The 14874-nt window shown below is 58.9% G+C and carries 16 protein-coding genes and 2 tRNA genes; 13 read left to right on the top strand and 5 right to left on the bottom strand.

The features are described from left to right. Position 1 precedes the first annotated feature (1 nt). Positions 2-943: an ABC transporter permease gene (locus C2U30_RS08510; protein ID WP_029314771.1), complete on the top strand. Its 942-nt coding sequence runs from the start codon at positions 2-4 to the stop codon at positions 941-943. Positions 944-1163: 220 nt separating this feature from the next. Here the strand turns inward: C2U30_RS08510 and dxs are convergent, their stop codons facing one another. The 3 genes from dxs to xseB are packed head-to-tail and all read right to left on the bottom strand — an operon-like array spanning position 1164 to position 4193. Beyond that, the gene (dxs, locus tag C2U30_RS08505) at positions 1164-3029 is read right to left on the bottom strand and encodes a 1-deoxy-D-xylulose-5-phosphate synthase (protein WP_043153238.1); all 1866 of its coding nucleotides are present in this window, start codon (positions 3027-3029) and stop codon (positions 1164-1166) included. A 21-nt stretch (positions 3030-3050) separates the two neighbouring features. Then, positions 3051-3941, bottom strand: a complete 891-nt coding sequence (ispA, locus tag C2U30_RS08500; RefSeq protein ID WP_041215676.1) for a (2E,6E)-farnesyl diphosphate synthase — start codon at positions 3939-3941, stop codon at positions 3051-3053. Then, on the bottom strand, positions 3942-4193 hold the full coding sequence (xseB, locus tag C2U30_RS08495; protein ID WP_010675381.1) for an exodeoxyribonuclease VII small subunit: 252 nt from the start codon (positions 4191-4193) through the stop codon (positions 3942-3944). It lies immediately after the preceding gene. Positions 4194-4427: 234 nt separating this feature from the next. Between xseB and pomA the strand changes: the two genes are divergently transcribed. From pomA to greA, 3 genes are all read left to right on the top strand, one after another. Further along, entirely contained in the window at positions 4428-5186 is a 759-nt protein-coding gene (gene pomA / locus C2U30_RS08490) for a flagellar motor protein PomA (protein WP_029314770.1), read from the top strand. A 10-nt stretch (positions 5187-5196) separates the two neighbouring features. Continuing rightward, the gene (locus tag C2U30_RS08485) at positions 5197-6090 is read left to right on the top strand and encodes a flagellar motor protein MotB (RefSeq protein WP_042878323.1); all 894 of its coding nucleotides are present in this window, start codon (positions 5197-5199) and stop codon (positions 6088-6090) included. Positions 6091-6235: 145 nt separating this feature from the next. Then, entirely contained in the window at positions 6236-6712 is a 477-nt protein-coding gene (gene greA / locus C2U30_RS08480) for a transcription elongation factor GreA (RefSeq protein ID WP_010675378.1), read from the top strand. A 47-nt stretch (positions 6713-6759) separates the two neighbouring features. Here greA and C2U30_RS08475 read toward each other — a convergent pair whose 3' ends face one another. Together C2U30_RS08475 and yhbY are read right to left on the bottom strand one after the other, a co-directional pair. Continuing rightward, positions 6760-7353, bottom strand: a complete 594-nt coding sequence (locus C2U30_RS08475) for a PilZ domain-containing protein (protein ID WP_103243618.1) — start codon at positions 7351-7353, stop codon at positions 6760-6762. A 105-nt stretch (positions 7354-7458) separates the two neighbouring features. Then, complete coding sequence (gene yhbY, locus C2U30_RS08470) at positions 7459-7755, bottom strand: ribosome assembly RNA-binding protein YhbY (protein WP_010675376.1); 297 nt, start codon at positions 7753-7755, stop codon at positions 7459-7461. Between the two features lie 97 nt (positions 7756-7852). Between yhbY and rlmE the strand changes: the two genes are divergently transcribed. The 9 genes from rlmE to rimP all read left to right on the top strand — a co-directional run bounded on the left by rlmE (position 7853) and on the right by rimP (position 14871). Further along, a complete protein-coding gene (gene rlmE, locus C2U30_RS08465) occupies positions 7853-8482 on the top strand; it encodes a 23S rRNA (uridine(2552)-2'-O)-methyltransferase RlmE (protein WP_103243617.1) in 630 nt (209 codons plus the stop codon). 45 nt (positions 8483-8527) lie between these two features. Next, entirely contained in the window at positions 8528-10480 is a 1953-nt protein-coding gene (gene ftsH, locus C2U30_RS08460; protein WP_039040290.1) for an ATP-dependent zinc metalloprotease FtsH, read from the top strand. 84 nt (positions 10481-10564) lie between these two features. Continuing rightward, the gene (gene folP, locus C2U30_RS08455) at positions 10565-11410 is read left to right on the top strand and encodes a dihydropteroate synthase (RefSeq protein ID WP_103244669.1); all 846 of its coding nucleotides are present in this window, start codon (positions 10565-10567) and stop codon (positions 11408-11410) included. A gap of 18 nt (positions 11411-11428) precedes the next feature. Further along, positions 11429-12763 (top strand): phosphoglucosamine mutase, encoded by a 1335-nt coding sequence (glmM, locus tag C2U30_RS08450; protein ID WP_039040289.1) that lies wholly within the window; start codon positions 11429-11431, stop codon positions 12761-12763. A gap of 131 nt (positions 12764-12894) precedes the next feature. After that, positions 12895-13659, top strand: a complete 765-nt coding sequence (gene tpiA / locus C2U30_RS08445; protein ID WP_103243616.1) for a triose-phosphate isomerase — start codon at positions 12895-12897, stop codon at positions 13657-13659. Further along, positions 13660-13986, top strand: a complete 327-nt coding sequence (secG, locus tag C2U30_RS08440; RefSeq protein WP_010633113.1) for a preprotein translocase subunit SecG — start codon at positions 13660-13662, stop codon at positions 13984-13986. 7 nt (positions 13987-13993) lie between these two features. After that, a tRNA-Leu gene (locus C2U30_RS08435) sits at positions 13994-14078 on the top strand. Positions 14079-14169: 91 nt separating this feature from the next. Then, positions 14170-14246: transfer RNA gene (locus C2U30_RS08430), tRNA-Met, on the top strand. Positions 14247-14412: 166 nt separating this feature from the next. Beyond that, complete coding sequence (rimP, locus tag C2U30_RS08425) at positions 14413-14871, top strand: ribosome maturation factor RimP (protein ID WP_010675370.1); 459 nt, start codon at positions 14413-14415, stop codon at positions 14869-14871. The last annotated feature ends 3 nt before the right edge of the window (positions 14872-14874 follow it).

Below are 14874 nucleotides of genomic sequence, written 5' to 3'. Positions count from 1 at the left end.
GATGACTAATGCTGTAACTGCAAGCCCGAGCCGTTGGGCACGCTTCAAAAATTCCGACATCGTCTACTACTTCCTGCGGGACAAGGTAGCCATGTTCAGCTTCGCGGTGTTTGTGGTCTTCGTGCTGGCGGCCCTGCTGGCACCCTGGATCGCACCGCACAACGTCTATGACCAGACCAGCTTCGATCTGATGGATGCGGAGCTGCCCCCCTCCTGGCTGGAAGGGGGCGAGGCCCGCTTCTGGCTCGGGACCGACAACCAGGGACGCGACATCTGGAGCACCATCCTCTATGGCGCCCGCATCTCGCTGACCATTGGTCTGTTCGCGGTGGGGCTGCAACTGGTGCTCGGTATCGTCATCGGTCTGATGGCCGGTTACTTTGGTGGTCGCATCGACAACCTGCTGATGCGCTTTGCCGACGTGCAGCTGTCGTTCTCCACCATGATGGTGGCCATCATCATCTCCGCCATCTTCCAGGCGACCTTTGGCTCCGAGTTCTACTCGAAGTTCGCCATCCTGATGCTGGTGGTGATCATCGGTATCGCCGAGTGGCCCCAGTATGCCCGGACGGTGCGCGCCTCCGTGCTGGCGGAGAAGAAGAAGGAGTATGTGGAAGCGGCTCAGGTGATGGGGTTCCGCGCCCCGCGCATCATGTTCCGCCACATTCTGCCGAACTGCCTGTCCCCCATCCTGGTCATCTCCACCGTGCAGGTGGCGAACGCCATCATGAGCGAGGCGGCCCTCTCCTTCCTGGGTCTGGGGATGCCGGTTGATCAACCGTCCCTGGGGTCGCTCATCAGCGTGGGCTTCAACTACATCTTCTCCGGATCCTGGTGGATCACCGCCTTCCCGGGCCTCTGCCTGGTGGTGCTGGTGCTGGTGATCAACCTGCTGGGTGACTGGCTGCGGGATGTGTTCAACCCGAAGATCTACAAGGGCTGATAAACCTATCCACGAACTGGCTGCGAGGCCGTGATCAAGGTTCATGTGCTGCTCGCTTATGTGGAATCAGGAGTGCTCATGTATGTCTCGGTTCCTGAGCGGCTTGTAACCTTGTTGACGGCCTTCTCGCGACAGTGTGTGAGCAGGTTTGGTCTGGCACAGTGAATAACAAAAAAAGGGCGCCATCAGGCGCCCTTTTTATTGCTTGCAATAACCCTTGTCAGGCCTGCAGCCAGCTCTCGATGCGGGTCTGAATGCCCACGCTGTCCAGCCCCAGCAGGGCGTAGATCTCATCCTGGGTGCCCTGCTCGATGAAACGGTCCGGCAGGCCGAGGTTGAGCACCGGTTTGCACTGCTTGCAGCCCATCAGCAACTCGTTCACCGCAGAGCCTGCACCGCCCATGATGGCGTTGTCCTCGAGGGTGACGAACTGATCGTGGGAGGCGGCCAGAGAGAGCACCAGCGCCTCGTCCATGGGTTTGACGAAGCGCATGTCCACCAGGGTGGCATCCAGCGCCTCGGCGGCTGCTCTGGCCTGTTGCAGCAGGGTGCCGAACGCCAGGATGGCGGTCCCCTTGCCCTCGCGAACGACACGTCCCTTGCCGAGGGGCAGGGCCTGCATCTCGCTCTCGGCCTGGATACCGGTGCCGCTGCCACGGGGGTAGCGCACCGCCGCTGGCCCGTTGCACAGATAGCCGGTGTAGAGCATCTGGCGGCACTCGTTCTCGTCGGACGGGGTCATCACCACCATGTTGGGCACGGTGCGCAGGAAGCTGATGTCGAACGCACCCTGATGGGTCGGGCCGTCGGCCCCCACCAGACCGGCCCGGTCGATGGCGAAGAGCACCGGCAGGTTCTGCAGCGCCACGTCGTGGATCAGCTGGTCATAGGCCCGCTGCAGGAAGCTCGAATAGATGGCGACCACGGGTTTCTGGTCGGCGATGGCGAGACCGGCGGCGAAGGTGACCGCATGTTGCTCGGCGATGGCCACATCGAAGTAGCGATCCGGATATTGCTGGCTGAATTTCACCAGACCGGAGCCTTCGCGCATGGCGGGAGTGATGCCGACCACGCGCTCATCCTTGGCGGCGATATCGCACAGCCACTGACCGAAGATGGCGGAGAAGGTGGGTTTGCCACCGGCGCTCTTGGGCAGGGCACAGTCATCCGGGTTGAATTTGGGGACGGCGTGATAGCCGATGGGATCTTTTTCCGCCGGCTCGTAGCCCTTGCCCTTCTTGGTCTTGACGTGCAGCAGCTGGGGACCCTTGAGGTTGCGCATGTTGCGCAGGGTTTCGACCAGGGCATGGATGTCGTGACCGTCGATGGGGCCGATGTAGTTGAAGCCGAACTCCTCGAACAAGGTACCCGGTACCACCATGCCCTTGAGGTGCTCCTCGGCCCGCTTGGCGAGCTCCTTGACCGGCGGCAGACCCGCCAGCACCTTCTTGCCCCCCTCGCGAATCGTGGTGTAGAGCTTGCCGGACATCAGCCTGGCGAGGTGATTGTTCAGGGCCCCCACGTTCTCGGAGATGGACATCTCGTTGTCGTTGAGCACCACCAGCATGTCCTTGTGGACGTCGCCGGCGTGATTCAGGGCCTCGAAGGCCATGCCGGCGGTGATGGCGCCATCACCGATGACCGCGACCACCTTGCGGCCAAGCCCTTCGCTCTCCGCCGCCACCGCCATCCCGAGCGCCGCCCCGATGGAGGTGCTGGAGTGGCCCACGCTGAGCACGTCGTACTCGCTCTCTTCCCGCCAGGGGAAGGGGTGCAGGCCATCTTTCTGGCGAATGGTGTGAATGCGCTCCCGTCGTCCGGTCAGGATCTTGTGGGGATAGGCCTGGTGACCCACGTCCCACACCAGCCGATCGAAGGGAGTGTTGTAGACATAGTGCAGGGCGACCGTCAGCTCGACGGTGCCAAGGCCGGAGGCGAAGTGGCCGCTGGAGCGGCTCACCGAGCGCAGCAGATACTCGCGCAGCTCGTTGCACACCACGGGCAGCCGCTCGAAGGGGAGGGATCGCAAATCGACCGGCGTGTCCGCGAGGGCCAGGTTGGGGAAATCGCTAATATCAACGCTCATATTGTTACTGTTATCCAGCGTTTAGTGGGTTCGCTCGATGATGTAATCGGCAAACGCTTCCAGAATGTCGGTATTGTAGGGCAAGGATTGCAGGGCTGTTAAGGCCTTGTCATGCAGTTCGCGAGCCAGCTCACGGGCATTGTCGAGTCCGAGCAGGGCCGGATAGGTACTCTTTTCCAGCGCCAGATCCGAGCCTTGCGGCTTGCCCAGGGTGGCGGTATCGCCCGTGATGTCGAGGATGTCGTCCTGCACCTGGAAGGCGAGTCCGATGGCGGCGGCATAGGTTTGCAGGGCGGTGAGGGTGGCGGGTTCCACGTCAGCCTTGCACAGGGCGCCGAGGGTCACGGCGCACTCGATGAGGGCCCCTGTCTTGTGGCGGTGCACCTGCTCCAGCTCGGCGAGGCTGATCCGGCGCCCTTCGGCGTCCAGATCCAGTGCCTGACCGCCACACATGCCTAGATAGCCGGACGCGCGGGCCAGGGCACTCAGCATCCGCACCCGGTTGGCCATCAATGTATCGGGCATGGGGTGGTCGGCCAGAATGGAAAACGCCAGGGTCTGCAGGGCATCGCCCGCCAGGATGGCTGTGCCTTCATCGAAGGCCTTGTGTACGGTGGGCTGACCACGACGCAGGTCGTCGTCATCCATGGCGGGCAGGTCGTCGTGCAGGAGGGAGTATGCGTGAATGCACTCCACGGCGGCGGCGGGGCCATCCAGCAGTTCGCTCTTGACGCCCAGCATCTCGCCGACGGCATAGACCAGGAAGGGGCGCACCCGTTTCCCACCGAGCAGCAGGCCGTATTTCATCGCGTCCCGCAGACGTGGCGCCATGGCGGGCAGGGCGTCAAGCTGTGCCGAGAGGCAATCGTCGATGCGGCGCCGATGCAGGCGGGAGAAATCGTCCAGGGTCACTCACTCCTCTCCTTGTTCTGCTCGAAAGGGGACCGCTTGCTCGCTGCCATCGGCCTGGGTCAGGAGGATCTGGATCTTCTGCTCGGCCTGTTCCAGCTTCTGCTGGCCGGCGCGCACCAGATGGATGCCCTGTTCGAATTGTTTGAGTGCCTCCTCGAGGGGGAGCGAGCCCTGTTCGAGTTGATGCACTATGGTTTCCAGCTCTTCCAGGGTGGCATCAAAACTCAGACGGTCGATTTTTTTACTGGCCATGTCCATCCTCGGGGATTGAAAAAAACGGCTCATCTTAACATCGACCGGCCACAGGGGGGAGGCAGAAAAACGCGGCGTCCTCAAACTATCCTGACCCTGGCCGATAAGAACGGGCATGCAACCACGCATTGCCGATCGGCGATTGCGGTGTACCGGGCTTGCTGCCGGGGGCGCAATAGCAGAAAATTCAACGCAATATAATTAGACGGCACGTTCGGCGACAGGAGTAGGGATGTGGATTTAGGGAGTCTGATAGGCTTAGTGCTGGGGTTCGGGGTCGTGGTGTACGGCATGTTGCTGGGCGGCCCCATGAGCATGTATGTGGACATGCCATCGGTCTACATCACCATACTGGGGTCCGTGTTCATCTGCATGATGAAGTTCAACCTCGGTCAGTTTCTGATGGCCTTCAAGGTCGCGGGCAAGGCCTTCATGTACAAGGGGGACAAGCTCGACGATCTCATCACCAAAGCGGTGGAACTGGCGGATGCGGCCCGCAAGGGGGGCTTTCTGGCTCTGGAGGCGGCGGAGATCCCCAATACCTTCATGAAGAAGGGCATCGACATGCTGGTGGACGGCCATGATGCCGACGTGGTGCGTGCGGTGATGGAGAAGGACATCGAACTGACGTCCGAGCGTCACGCCACGGCCATCAAGGTGTTCCGCTCCCTGGGGGATCTCGGCCCGGCCATGGGCATGATCGGTACCCTGGTAGGGTTGGTGGCCATGCTGGCCAACATGAGCGACCCCAAATCCATCGGTCCGGCCATGGCGGTGGCCTTGCTGACGACCCTGTATGGCGCCATCGAGGCCAACATGATTGCCATCCCCATCGCGGACAAGCTGGAACTGCGCAGCGGCGAGGAACAGTTGAGCCGCACCCTGATCCTCGACGCCATCATGGGGATCCAGGATGGACAGAACCCGAGGGTGATCCAGGCCATGTTGCAGAACTACCTGAATCAGTCCAAACGCAACAACGGGACCGAATAGGAGCACGCAGATGGCAAAGTGCAAGTGCCCGCCTCCCGGATTGCCCGGTTACATGGGAACCTTCGCGGATCTCATGTCTCTGCTGATGTGCTTCTTCGTGCTCTTGCTCTCCTTTGCCGAGATGGATGTGCAGAAGTTCAAGCAGATCGCCGGTTCCATGGAGAAGGCGTTCGGGGTGCAGAACATCCTGGAGGTCAAGGATATCCCCAAGGGAACCTCCGTCATCGCCCAGGAGTTTCGTCCTGGTCGCCCCGAGCCGACGCCTATTGACACCATCATGCAGCAGACCATCGACATGACCCAGACCGAGCTGGATTTCCAGCCTGGGGATGCGGACAAGGCGGGTGGACATGACAAGACCGAAGGCCAGCAGAGCGGTGGCGATACCGCCCAGGAGGCCCAGAAGGCGCAGGAACAGTCCAACACCCTGGCCAAGGCACTGGCGGAGCAGATGCAGGCCCAGATCCAGGATGGGGCCATCGAGATAGAGGCGCTGGGTCAGCAGATCATCATTCGCATTCGCGAGAAAGCGGCGTTCCCGGCGGGATCCGCCTTCCTGCAACCCCAGTTCTGGCCGGTGATCCGCAAGGTGGCTGCGCTGCTCAAGGATGTGCCGGGGGAGATCACCGTCTCCGGCCACACCGACAATGTGGCCACCGAGGACGAGTTGTTCCAGTCCAACTGGGAGCTTTCATCCCAGCGGGCGGTGGCGGTTGCCCACCAGATGATCAAGGTGCCCGGTTTTGACGGCAATCGTCTGGTGGTGCAAGGGATGGCGGATTCACAGCCGCTGGTGCCCAACAACAGCCCGGAGAATCGGCGCATGAACCGACGTGTCGAGATCGCCATCATGCAGGGCAAACCGACGGTGTCGGCTCCGCTTGGCGTCTCGGAATCCAAGTAACGCTGGCCCAAAGCGGGATCCCGCTCGCAGGGGCTGACATGGATTTTGTGGCGGCTTCATATTAAGATGCCCCATCCGAACCGACAGCTGCGGCTCTCTTTTGATTGCCGCAGCTTCTCTTTATAAAGCAACCCAGGTTTCGACTATGAATCATACTCCGATGACTGTTCGCGGCGCTGAAAAGCTGCGTCAAGAGCTCGATTATCTCAAGACCGAGCTGCGTCCCCAGATTATCGAAGCGATTGCTGATGCCCGTGAACATGGCGATCTGAAAGAAAATGCCGAATACCATGCCGCCCGCGAGCAGCAGGGTTTCTGTGAAGGCCGCATTCAGGAAATCGAAGGCAAGCTCTCCAATGCCCAGATTATCGATGTCACCAAGATTGCCAACAATGGCCGCGTCATCTTCGGCGCAACCGTGACCCTGCTCAAAAGTGAAACGGAAGAGGAAGTGGTCTACCGCATCGTGGGAGACGACGAGGCGGACATCAAGCAGAACATGATCTCCGTGAACTCCCCCATTGCCCGCGCCCTGATCGGCAAGGAAGTGGATGACGTTGCCATCGTCAAGACGCCGGGTGGCGATGTGGAGTACGAGATCCTGGAAGTTGCCTATCTCTGATTGAACGTCGGGGAAAGAGACAGGGGAGCCGGGCTCCCCTGTTGTCTTTAGTCACCCTGATAGGCCTGGACGAAGGCGTCCTGGTGGCGCTGGAAGAGCCAGTCCCGCAATTGTTCCTGATCCTCCTTGCCCAGCCGGAACTGGACGGCCCAGTCATGGTAATGTTGATTGGCATCCACGTGCCTGACGAGGGTGCCTGTCATTGCCAGGGGAGGGAGATCCTCGATGCGAAGGTATCCGCCAAGTGGATCTCCCTTGGCAGAGGAGTCCGGCAAGCCGGCCACGATGAGACCGCCAAGGGAGAGGCTGTATACCTCGTACTCCGCGTCTTCGGTGCAGAGCACGGCCTTTTCGTCGAGTCGCCAGGCGCGCAGATGGGGCGAACCCAGCTCGGTAATGGTCGGCGCGGCGATGCGCAGCTCGGTGTGGCCCTCCTCTGCCTGGGTGCAGTGGAGCGGGAAACGCAATTGGTAGCCGGCGATGCGGGCTTCGAGTGTCAGAGGCTTGGCTCGCTGCAACAGGCTTTGGAGAGGAAGGGGCAGGGTGCCGCGCAGGTATTGGCTGGTGGCAATGTCTTCATCGTTTCCCAGGTCCCGCAGCATGGCCAGTTCTTCATCGGTGAGGAGCTGATGCTTGTCCATAGTGGGTGTCCACGGCTATTCATCGCAGGTTAAGGGCCTGGCAACTATTTTGGCAAGCGACTTGGGAAGAAGGGAAATGAAGGAAAGAGCGAATGCTCTTTCCTGTTACTTGCGCGGCAACTGGATCTTGGGCTCTTTGGCCTGACGGTAGATGGTCAGTACATGGCCCATGCTCTGTACCTTGATGGCGCCGGTCTCGCGAACGATGGCATCCATCACCAGCTGTTTCATCTCACGATCTTCAGACGCAACCTTAACCTTGATCAGCTCGTGGTGGTTCAGGGCCAGATCGATCTCGGCCAGCACCCCTTCGGTCAGACCGTGTTGTCCCAGCAGGACGACCGGCTTCAGACTGTGGGCCAGGCCCTTGAGGTACTGTTTCTGTTTATTGTTGAGAATCATGGCAATTTCTTCATAAGTCAGGGTTGAAAGGGGCGTATTCTACCCCCACTTAGCCCTTAATACTAATAACCCTTGTGGTTTTTTAAAGTCGACAATCATGACCCAGAAAAAACGTTCCCCCAGTTCAACCCGCTGGTTAAAAGAACATTTCGACGACCAATACGTCAAGAAAGCCCAGAAGTTGGGACTGCGCTCTCGCGCCGTTTTCAAGATCGACGAGATCCAGGGCAAAGACCGGCTGCTCAAGCCGGGGATGACGGTAGTGGACCTGGGGGCTGCTCCCGGTGGCTGGTCCCAATTTGCCATCGACCAGGTCGGTGACAAGGGGCGCGTCATTGCGTGCGATATTTTGCCGATGGATTCCATTGCCGGTGTCGATTTCCTGCAAGGGGACTTTCGGGAAGAAACTGTACTCGGCGCCTTGCTGGAGCGAGTCGGCCCCGACAAGGTGGACGTCGTCATGTCGGACATGGCGCCCAACATGAGCGGTACCCAGCAGGTGGATCAAGCCCGTGCCATGTACCTGGTGGAACTGGCGCTGGACATGTGCAATCAGGTCCTGAGCAGTAATGGCAGTTTTGTAGTCAAGGTGTTCCAGGGGGAAGGGTTTGATGCCTATCTCAATGAAATACGTAGACTTTTCTCTGCCGTCAAGATTCGAAAACCAGACTCGTCCCGTGCTCGTTCACGAGAAGTCTACATTGTGGCTACCGGTTTTAAACTGTAGTACCCTAACCCTCATCGTTAACTGTCAGTCTGCGAGGTCATTGATTTGAGTGACATGGCGAAAAACCTAATCCTGTGGCTGGTCATCGCCGTCGTGCTGATGTCGGTGTTCAATAGCTTCAGCCCCAGCGATACCACCAGTCGCCAGCTGGACTATTCCAGCTTCGTGAAAGAAGTGACCCAGGAGCAGATCCGTGAAGTGCGGATGGATGGCAAGGTCATCAATGGCGTCAAGCGCACCGGTGAACGTTTCACCACCATCATTCCTGCGCCGGATCCCCAACTGCTCAACGACATGCTCAACCATAACGTCAAAGTGATGGGTGAGAAGCCGGAAGAACCATCTCTGATCACGTCCATCTTCATCTCCTGGTTCCCGATGCTGTTGCTGATCGGTGTCTGGGTCTTCTTCATGCGTCAGATGCAGGGCGGCGGCGGCAAGGGTGCTATGTCGTTCGGCAAGAGCAAGGCTCGCCTGATGAGCGAAGATCAGATCAAGACTACCTTCGCCGACGTAGCCGGTTGTGACGAGGCAAAGGAAGAGGTCAAGGAGCTGGTCGACTATCTGCGTGACCCGACCAAATTCCAGAAGCTGGGTGGCAAGATCCCGACCGGCGTCCTGTTGGTAGGTCCTCCTGGTACCGGTAAGACCTTGCTGGCCAAAGCCATTGCAGGCGAGGCCAAGGTGCCGTTCTTCACCATTTCAGGTTCGGACTTCGTGGAAATGTTCGTGGGTGTCGGTGCCTCCCGGGTGCGTGACATGTTCGAACAGGCCAAGAAATCCTCCCCCTGCATCATCTTCATTGATGAGATCGATGCGGTCGGTCGCCAGCGTGGCGCCGGTCTGGGTGGTGGTCACGACGAACGTGAGCAGACCCTGAACCAGATGCTGGTTGAAATGGATGGTTTTGAAGGCAATGAGGGCATCATCGTCATCGCCGCCACCAACCGTCCCGACGTACTGGATCCTGCGCTGCTGCGTCCAGGTCGTTTCGACCGCCAGGTCGTGGTCGGCTTGCCGGATGTTCGCGGTCGTGAGCAGATCCTGAAAGTGCACATGCGCAAGGTACCGCTGGCGGATGACGTCAATCCGGCGCTGATTGCCCGTGGTACCCCTGGTTTCTCCGGTGCCGATCTGGCCAACCTGGTGAACGAGGCTGCCCTCTTCTCTGCTCGCGAGAGCCGCCGAGTGGTCTCCATGCTGGAGTTCGAAAAGGCGAAGGACAAGATCATGATGGGGGCGGAACGTCGCTCCATGGTGATGAAAGAGTCCGAGAAGGAGATGACGGCCTATCACGAAGCGGGTCACGCCATCATTGGTCGCGTGGTGCCGGATCATGACCCTGTCTACAAGGTCTCCATCATTCCGCGCGGCCGTGCGCTGGGTGTGACTATGTACTTGCCGGAGCAGGACCGCTGGAGCCACTCCAAGCAGCATCTGGAGTCCATGATCTCCAGCCTGTATGGCGGTCGTCTGGCGGAAGAGTTGATCTACGGTGCCGAGAAGGTATCGACCGGTGCATCCAACGACATCGAACGTGCCACCGACATCGCTCGCAAGATGGTCACCCAGTGGGGCATGTCCGAGCGTCTCGGCCCCATGCTCTACGCAGAAGAGGATGGTGAAGTCTTCCTCGGCCGCAGCATGGCCAAGGCCAAGCACATGTCTGACGATACCGCCCGCATCATCGATGCAGAGGTCAAGCAGGTCATCGATCGCAACTATGATCGTGCCAAGCAGATCCTGCTGGACAACATGGATGTGCTGCACACCATGAAAGATGCATTGATGAAGTACGAGACCATCGATGCCAAGCAGATCGATGATCTGATGGCGCGTCGCGAGGTCCGTGCTCCCAGCAACTGGCATGATGAGCATGGTGACACCCCGCAAGGTGGTGCCAGCGTGAACAACGGGCCGGAGGCCAAGGCGCCGACTGAAGAGGGCAGTGCACCTCTGAGTGACATCGACAAGGCGAACGATGTCCCGGCCAAATAAGTTGCCATGATACAAACCCCGGGCTTGCCCGGGGTTTTTCTTTGCACGAAGAGTTTGCCGCTCTTGTTGGAGGTAGTTGAAGCAATGCAGTTAATCAGCAAGGGACGTCCCCTTTCTCTCGACCGTCCCCATGTCATGGGCATTCTCAATGTGACGCCGGACTCCTTTTCAGATGGTGGCCGCTTCAAGCAGATCGATCTGGCGTTGAGTCATGCCCGCGACATGGTGGCCGATGGGGCCACCCTTATCGATATAGGTGGCGAGTCGACCCGCCCGGGCGCCCCCGACGTGAGCGAGCAGGAGGAGCTGGACAGGGTCATCCCCGTGGTGGAGCGCATGGTCGCCGAGCTGGATGTGATGATCTCCCTCGATACCTCCAAGGCGATTGTCATGCGGGAGGGCTGTGCTGCAGGTGGTCACCTCATCAATGATGTCCGCGCCCTGCAAGAGCCGGGAGCGCTGGGCGCGGCGGCCGAGGCTGGCGTACCGGTATGCCTCATGCACATGCAGGGGCAGCCCCGTACCATGCAGGTGGAGCCGCACTATGACGATCTGGTGGGGGAGGTGAGAGCCTTCTTTGACGAGCGGATTGCCGCTTGTCTGGGGGCCGGTATCCCGCGTGAGCATCTGGTATTGGATCCAGGCTATGGCTTTGGCAAGACGCTGGCGCACAATTATCAGCTGCTGGCACAGCAGGCGTCACTGCTCGATTACCAACTTCCGCTCTTGGTGGGCATGTCACGAAAGTCTATGATAGGCAACCTGCTTGACCGCCCGGTAGCCGAGCGGTTGGCTGGTAGTCTGGCCTGTGCCCTGATCGGGTTGCAACATGGCGCCAGGATCATCCGGGTGCACGACGTGCGGGCCACCATGGATGTCTTGCGTACAGGCTGGATGACCATGACGGGACAAGATTTCATATCCAAATAGAAAAACGAGAAACAGACAATGACCAGAAAGTACTTCGGCACCGACGGCGTGCGCGGCAAGGTGGGTGAATACCCGATCACCCCGGATTTCGTCATGAAACTGGGCTGGGCCGCCGGCAAGGTGCTCTCCAAGAAAGGGACCAAGAAGGTGCTGATCGGCAAGGATACCCGTATCTCCGGTTATATGCTGGAGTCGGCACTGGAGGCGGGGCTCTCCGCCGCCGGTCTCAAAGCCATACTGATGGGACCCATGCCCACCCCGGCGGTTGCCTACCTGACTCGCACCTTCCGTGCCGAAGCCGGCATCGTCATCAGTGCATCCCACAACCCCTATTACGACAACGGCATCAAGTTCTTCTCCGCCGACGGCACCAAGCTGCCCGATGATGTCGAGCTGGCCATCGAAGCCGAGCTCGACAACGAACTCAAGTGCGTGGAGTCCGCGGAGCTTGGCAAGGCGCAGCGCATCGATGATGCGGCTGGTCGCTACATCGAATTCTGCAAGAGCACCTTCCCCTCCAATCTGAGCCTGGAAGGGCTGAAAATGGTGGTGGATTGCGGTCATGGTGCCACCTACCACATCGCCCCTTCCGTCTTCCGCGAGCTGGGTGCCGAAGTCATCGCCATCGGCTGCAGCCCGGATGGGCTCAACATCAATGACGGTGTCGGTTCCACCGCACCGGAGGCGCTGGCCGCCAAGGTCCAGGAATGCAAGGCAGATCTCGGCGTCGCCTTCGACGGTGACGGCGACCGTCTGGTGATGGTGGACAGCACTGGTTACATCATCGACGGGGATGAGATCCTCTACATCATCGCCCGGGATGCCCTGCGCCATGGCCGCCTCAAGGGCGGTGTGGTGGGCACCCTGATGGCCAACATGGGGCTGGAGCTGGCGCTTCAGACCCTGGGCATCCCCTTTGCCCGTGCCAAGGTGGGTGACCGCTACGTGCTTGAGATGATGAACGAGAAGGGCTGGCGCATCGGGGGCGAAAACTCCGGTCACATCATCTGCCTGGATCAGACCACCACGGGGGATGGTATCGTCGCCGCCCTGCAGGTGCTGACGGCCATGCGCAGTGCCGAGATGCCGCTGGCCAAATTGCGTTCGGGCATGAGCAAGTTCCCGCAAGTGCTGGTCAATGTGCGCTTCGCCGAAGGCAAGGATCCGCTGACCTCCAGTGCCGTTCAGCAGGAAGTGGCGGCAGTGGAGCAGGAACTGGCCGGCCGTGGCCGGGTGCTGTTGCGCAAATCTGGCACCGAGCCCCTGATCCGGGTCATGGTCGAAGGTGAACACGAACAGCAGGTGCGCGATATGGCAGAGCGCATCGCCAAACAGGTCGAATCGGCGTTTTAATGAACAACCAAGGCGGCTTTTTAGTCGCCTTGGTTGTATCTTGTTCAAACGATTCGAAAATTTGAAAATAGCACTTGTCAGCTGAGCATCCTCTGGATATTATCAGCCCCGCTTTCGCAAGGGAGTTGCCGATGGGACATCGCAAGCCGTTTGTAGCAGCCAACTGGAAGTTACACGGTAGTAGGTCGCAGTTAGAGCAGTTTACGAGTCAGTGCACAGAGTGCATTGATGAAGACGTAGATGTGGTCTTGTGTCCATCCCATGTGCATCTCGGTTTCACGGCCGAACTGCTCGGTGAGCAGGGAAGAGTGAAGCTGGGGGGTCAGAACGTGAGCCAGCACAGACAAGGCGCTTATACGGGTGAAATCTCGTGTGAGATGCTGGTCGAGGCAGGTTGCCGATATGTACTTGTTGGCCACTCCGAGCGCAGGCGTCTCTTTGGTGAGACCAGTTTCATCGTCGCAGAGAAGTTTGCGGCAGTCAGAGCAGCAGGTCTGATACCCATACTTTGTCTGGGTGAGTCAGGCGCGGCGAGGCAGGCAAGACGAACCTTTGAGGTGATTGCCGAGGAACTGGATATCGTCATAGAGAAAAATGGCGCGATGGCTTTCGATAATGCTATCATCGCCTACGAGCCAATCTGGGCTGTAGGTACAGGTAAATGCGCCACACCCGAGCAGGCACAAGAGGTTCATTCCTTTATTCGCGGTCGCTTGGCGGAGGATACTCCGGTAATAGGTGAGAAAGTCAGAATCATCTATGGTGGGAGCGTGACACCGGCCAATGCACAAGATTTGTTTGCGCAGCCCGATATTGATGGCGGTCTGATAGGCAGGGCAAGTCTTGATGGCGAGGCGTTTTTAGGAATAGTTGAAGCGGCAAAGGGTGCAAGTTAAATGTACGAGATTCTTTTGGTCGTTTATCTGCTGGTATCGCTGGCTCTGATTGGTCTGGTGATGATTCAGCAAGGTAAAGGGGCTGATATGGGCGCCTCCTTCGGCGCAGGGGCATCGAATACAGTGTTCGGCTCCGGTGGTTCAGGCAGCTTCCTGACCCGCACAACAGCGATTTTGGCTACTCTGTTTTTCTTGATTAGTCTGGTTCTGGGTTCCATGTCCAGCAACAAGGTCAAACAGGGTAGTGAATGGGAAAATCTGCAACAGACTCAACAAGTTGAGCAGAGCAAAGCGCCAGTGAAGAAAGATACTGACGTTCCCGAATAAGAGTTTTGCCGTGGTGGTGGAATTGGTAGACACGCTATCTTGAGGGGGTAGTGCTCTAGGGTGTGCGGGTTCGAGTCCCGCCCACGGCACCAATTAAGCAGTGAACCCGGGTAACCGGGATGTTATAGTCGCTGAGTCTTGTCTCACGAGAGCGAAGTGGCTATAATCTCGCACGATTTCGGACGCGGGGTGGAGCAGCATGGTAGCTCGTCGGGCTCATAACCCGAAGGTCGTCGGTTCAAATCCGGCCCCCGCAACCAAATTTCACGCATTTCCTACGCTCAGGAAGGCGGTCGCTGCGAGGCGACAATCAGGGTAAAGCGCCAAGCCCCGATTTGACATCGGGGCTTTTTGTTATGTGCAATTTACTCTGAATCTATTTCTATCTGGGCTATATGCCCTTTTTTCGTTTTTCGGAGGGTGACTTTGGCTACGTTGGAACAACGTTTGACCGATCTGCTCGAGGCTCCGGTCGTTGCCTTGGGTTTTGAACTGTGGGGTATCGAGTTTATCCGTGCGGGTAAGCACTCGACCTTGCGCGTTTTCATCGACTCGGAGCAAGGCGTGACGGTGGAAGACTGTGCCGAGGTGAGCCGCCAGGTCGGCGCCATCATGGATGTCGAAGATCCCATCACCGAGGAGTACTACCTTGAGGTGTCTTCCCCGGGTCTGGATCGTCCACTGTTCAAGGTCGCCCAGTTCGAAAAATACGTTGGCCAGGAGGCGGCGGTAACGCTTCGGATGGCAACAAACAACCGCCGCAAGTTCAAAGGCGTAATCAAAGCCGTGCAGGGGGATATGATCACTCTGACGGTAGATGGTAAGGACGAGGTGTTGGCTTTCACCAATATCCAAAAAGCGAACATAGTGCCGAACTTTGGTTAACGA

The organism is Aeromonas sp. ASNIH5, assembly GCF_002902865.1.
Classification (GTDB): Bacteria; Pseudomonadota; Gammaproteobacteria; order Enterobacterales; family Aeromonadaceae; genus Aeromonas; species Aeromonas caviae.
This window is presented reverse-complemented; position numbering and strand designations above follow the sequence as displayed.

Excerpts from the sequence above, each read along its gene's own strand:
- rlmE (WP_103243617.1), top strand. The coding sequence starts at position 7,853 with ATGACCCAGAAAAAACGTTCCCCCAGTTCAACCCGCTGGTTAAAAGAA.
- yhbY (WP_010675376.1), bottom strand. The coding sequence starts at position 7,755 with ATGATTCTCAACAATAAACAGAAACAGTACCTCAAGGGCCTGGCCCAC.
- dxs (WP_043153238.1), bottom strand. The coding sequence starts at position 3,029 with ATGAGCGTTGATATTAGCGATTTCCCCAACCTGGCCCTCGCGGACACG.
- C2U30_RS08485 (WP_042878323.1), top strand. The coding sequence starts at position 5,197 with ATGGCAAAGTGCAAGTGCCCGCCTCCCGGATTGCCCGGTTACATGGGA.
- xseB (WP_010675381.1), bottom strand. The coding sequence starts at position 4,193 with ATGGCCAGTAAAAAAATCGACCGTCTGAGTTTTGATGCCACCCTGGAA.
- tpiA (WP_103243616.1), top strand. The coding sequence starts at position 12,895 with ATGGGACATCGCAAGCCGTTTGTAGCAGCCAACTGGAAGTTACACGGT.
- C2U30_RS08510 (WP_029314771.1), top strand. The coding sequence starts at position 2 with ATGACTAATGCTGTAACTGCAAGCCCGAGCCGTTGGGCACGCTTCAAA.
- folP (WP_103244669.1), top strand. The coding sequence starts at position 10,565 with ATGCAGTTAATCAGCAAGGGACGTCCCCTTTCTCTCGACCGTCCCCAT.
- secG (WP_010633113.1), top strand. The coding sequence starts at position 13,660 with ATGTACGAGATTCTTTTGGTCGTTTATCTGCTGGTATCGCTGGCTCTG.
- glmM (WP_039040289.1), top strand. The coding sequence starts at position 11,429 with ATGACCAGAAAGTACTTCGGCACCGACGGCGTGCGCGGCAAGGTGGGT.
- C2U30_RS08475 (WP_103243618.1), bottom strand. The coding sequence starts at position 7,353 with ATGGACAAGCATCAGCTCCTCACCGATGAAGAACTGGCCATGCTGCGG.
- greA (WP_010675378.1), top strand. The coding sequence starts at position 6,236 with ATGAATCATACTCCGATGACTGTTCGCGGCGCTGAAAAGCTGCGTCAA.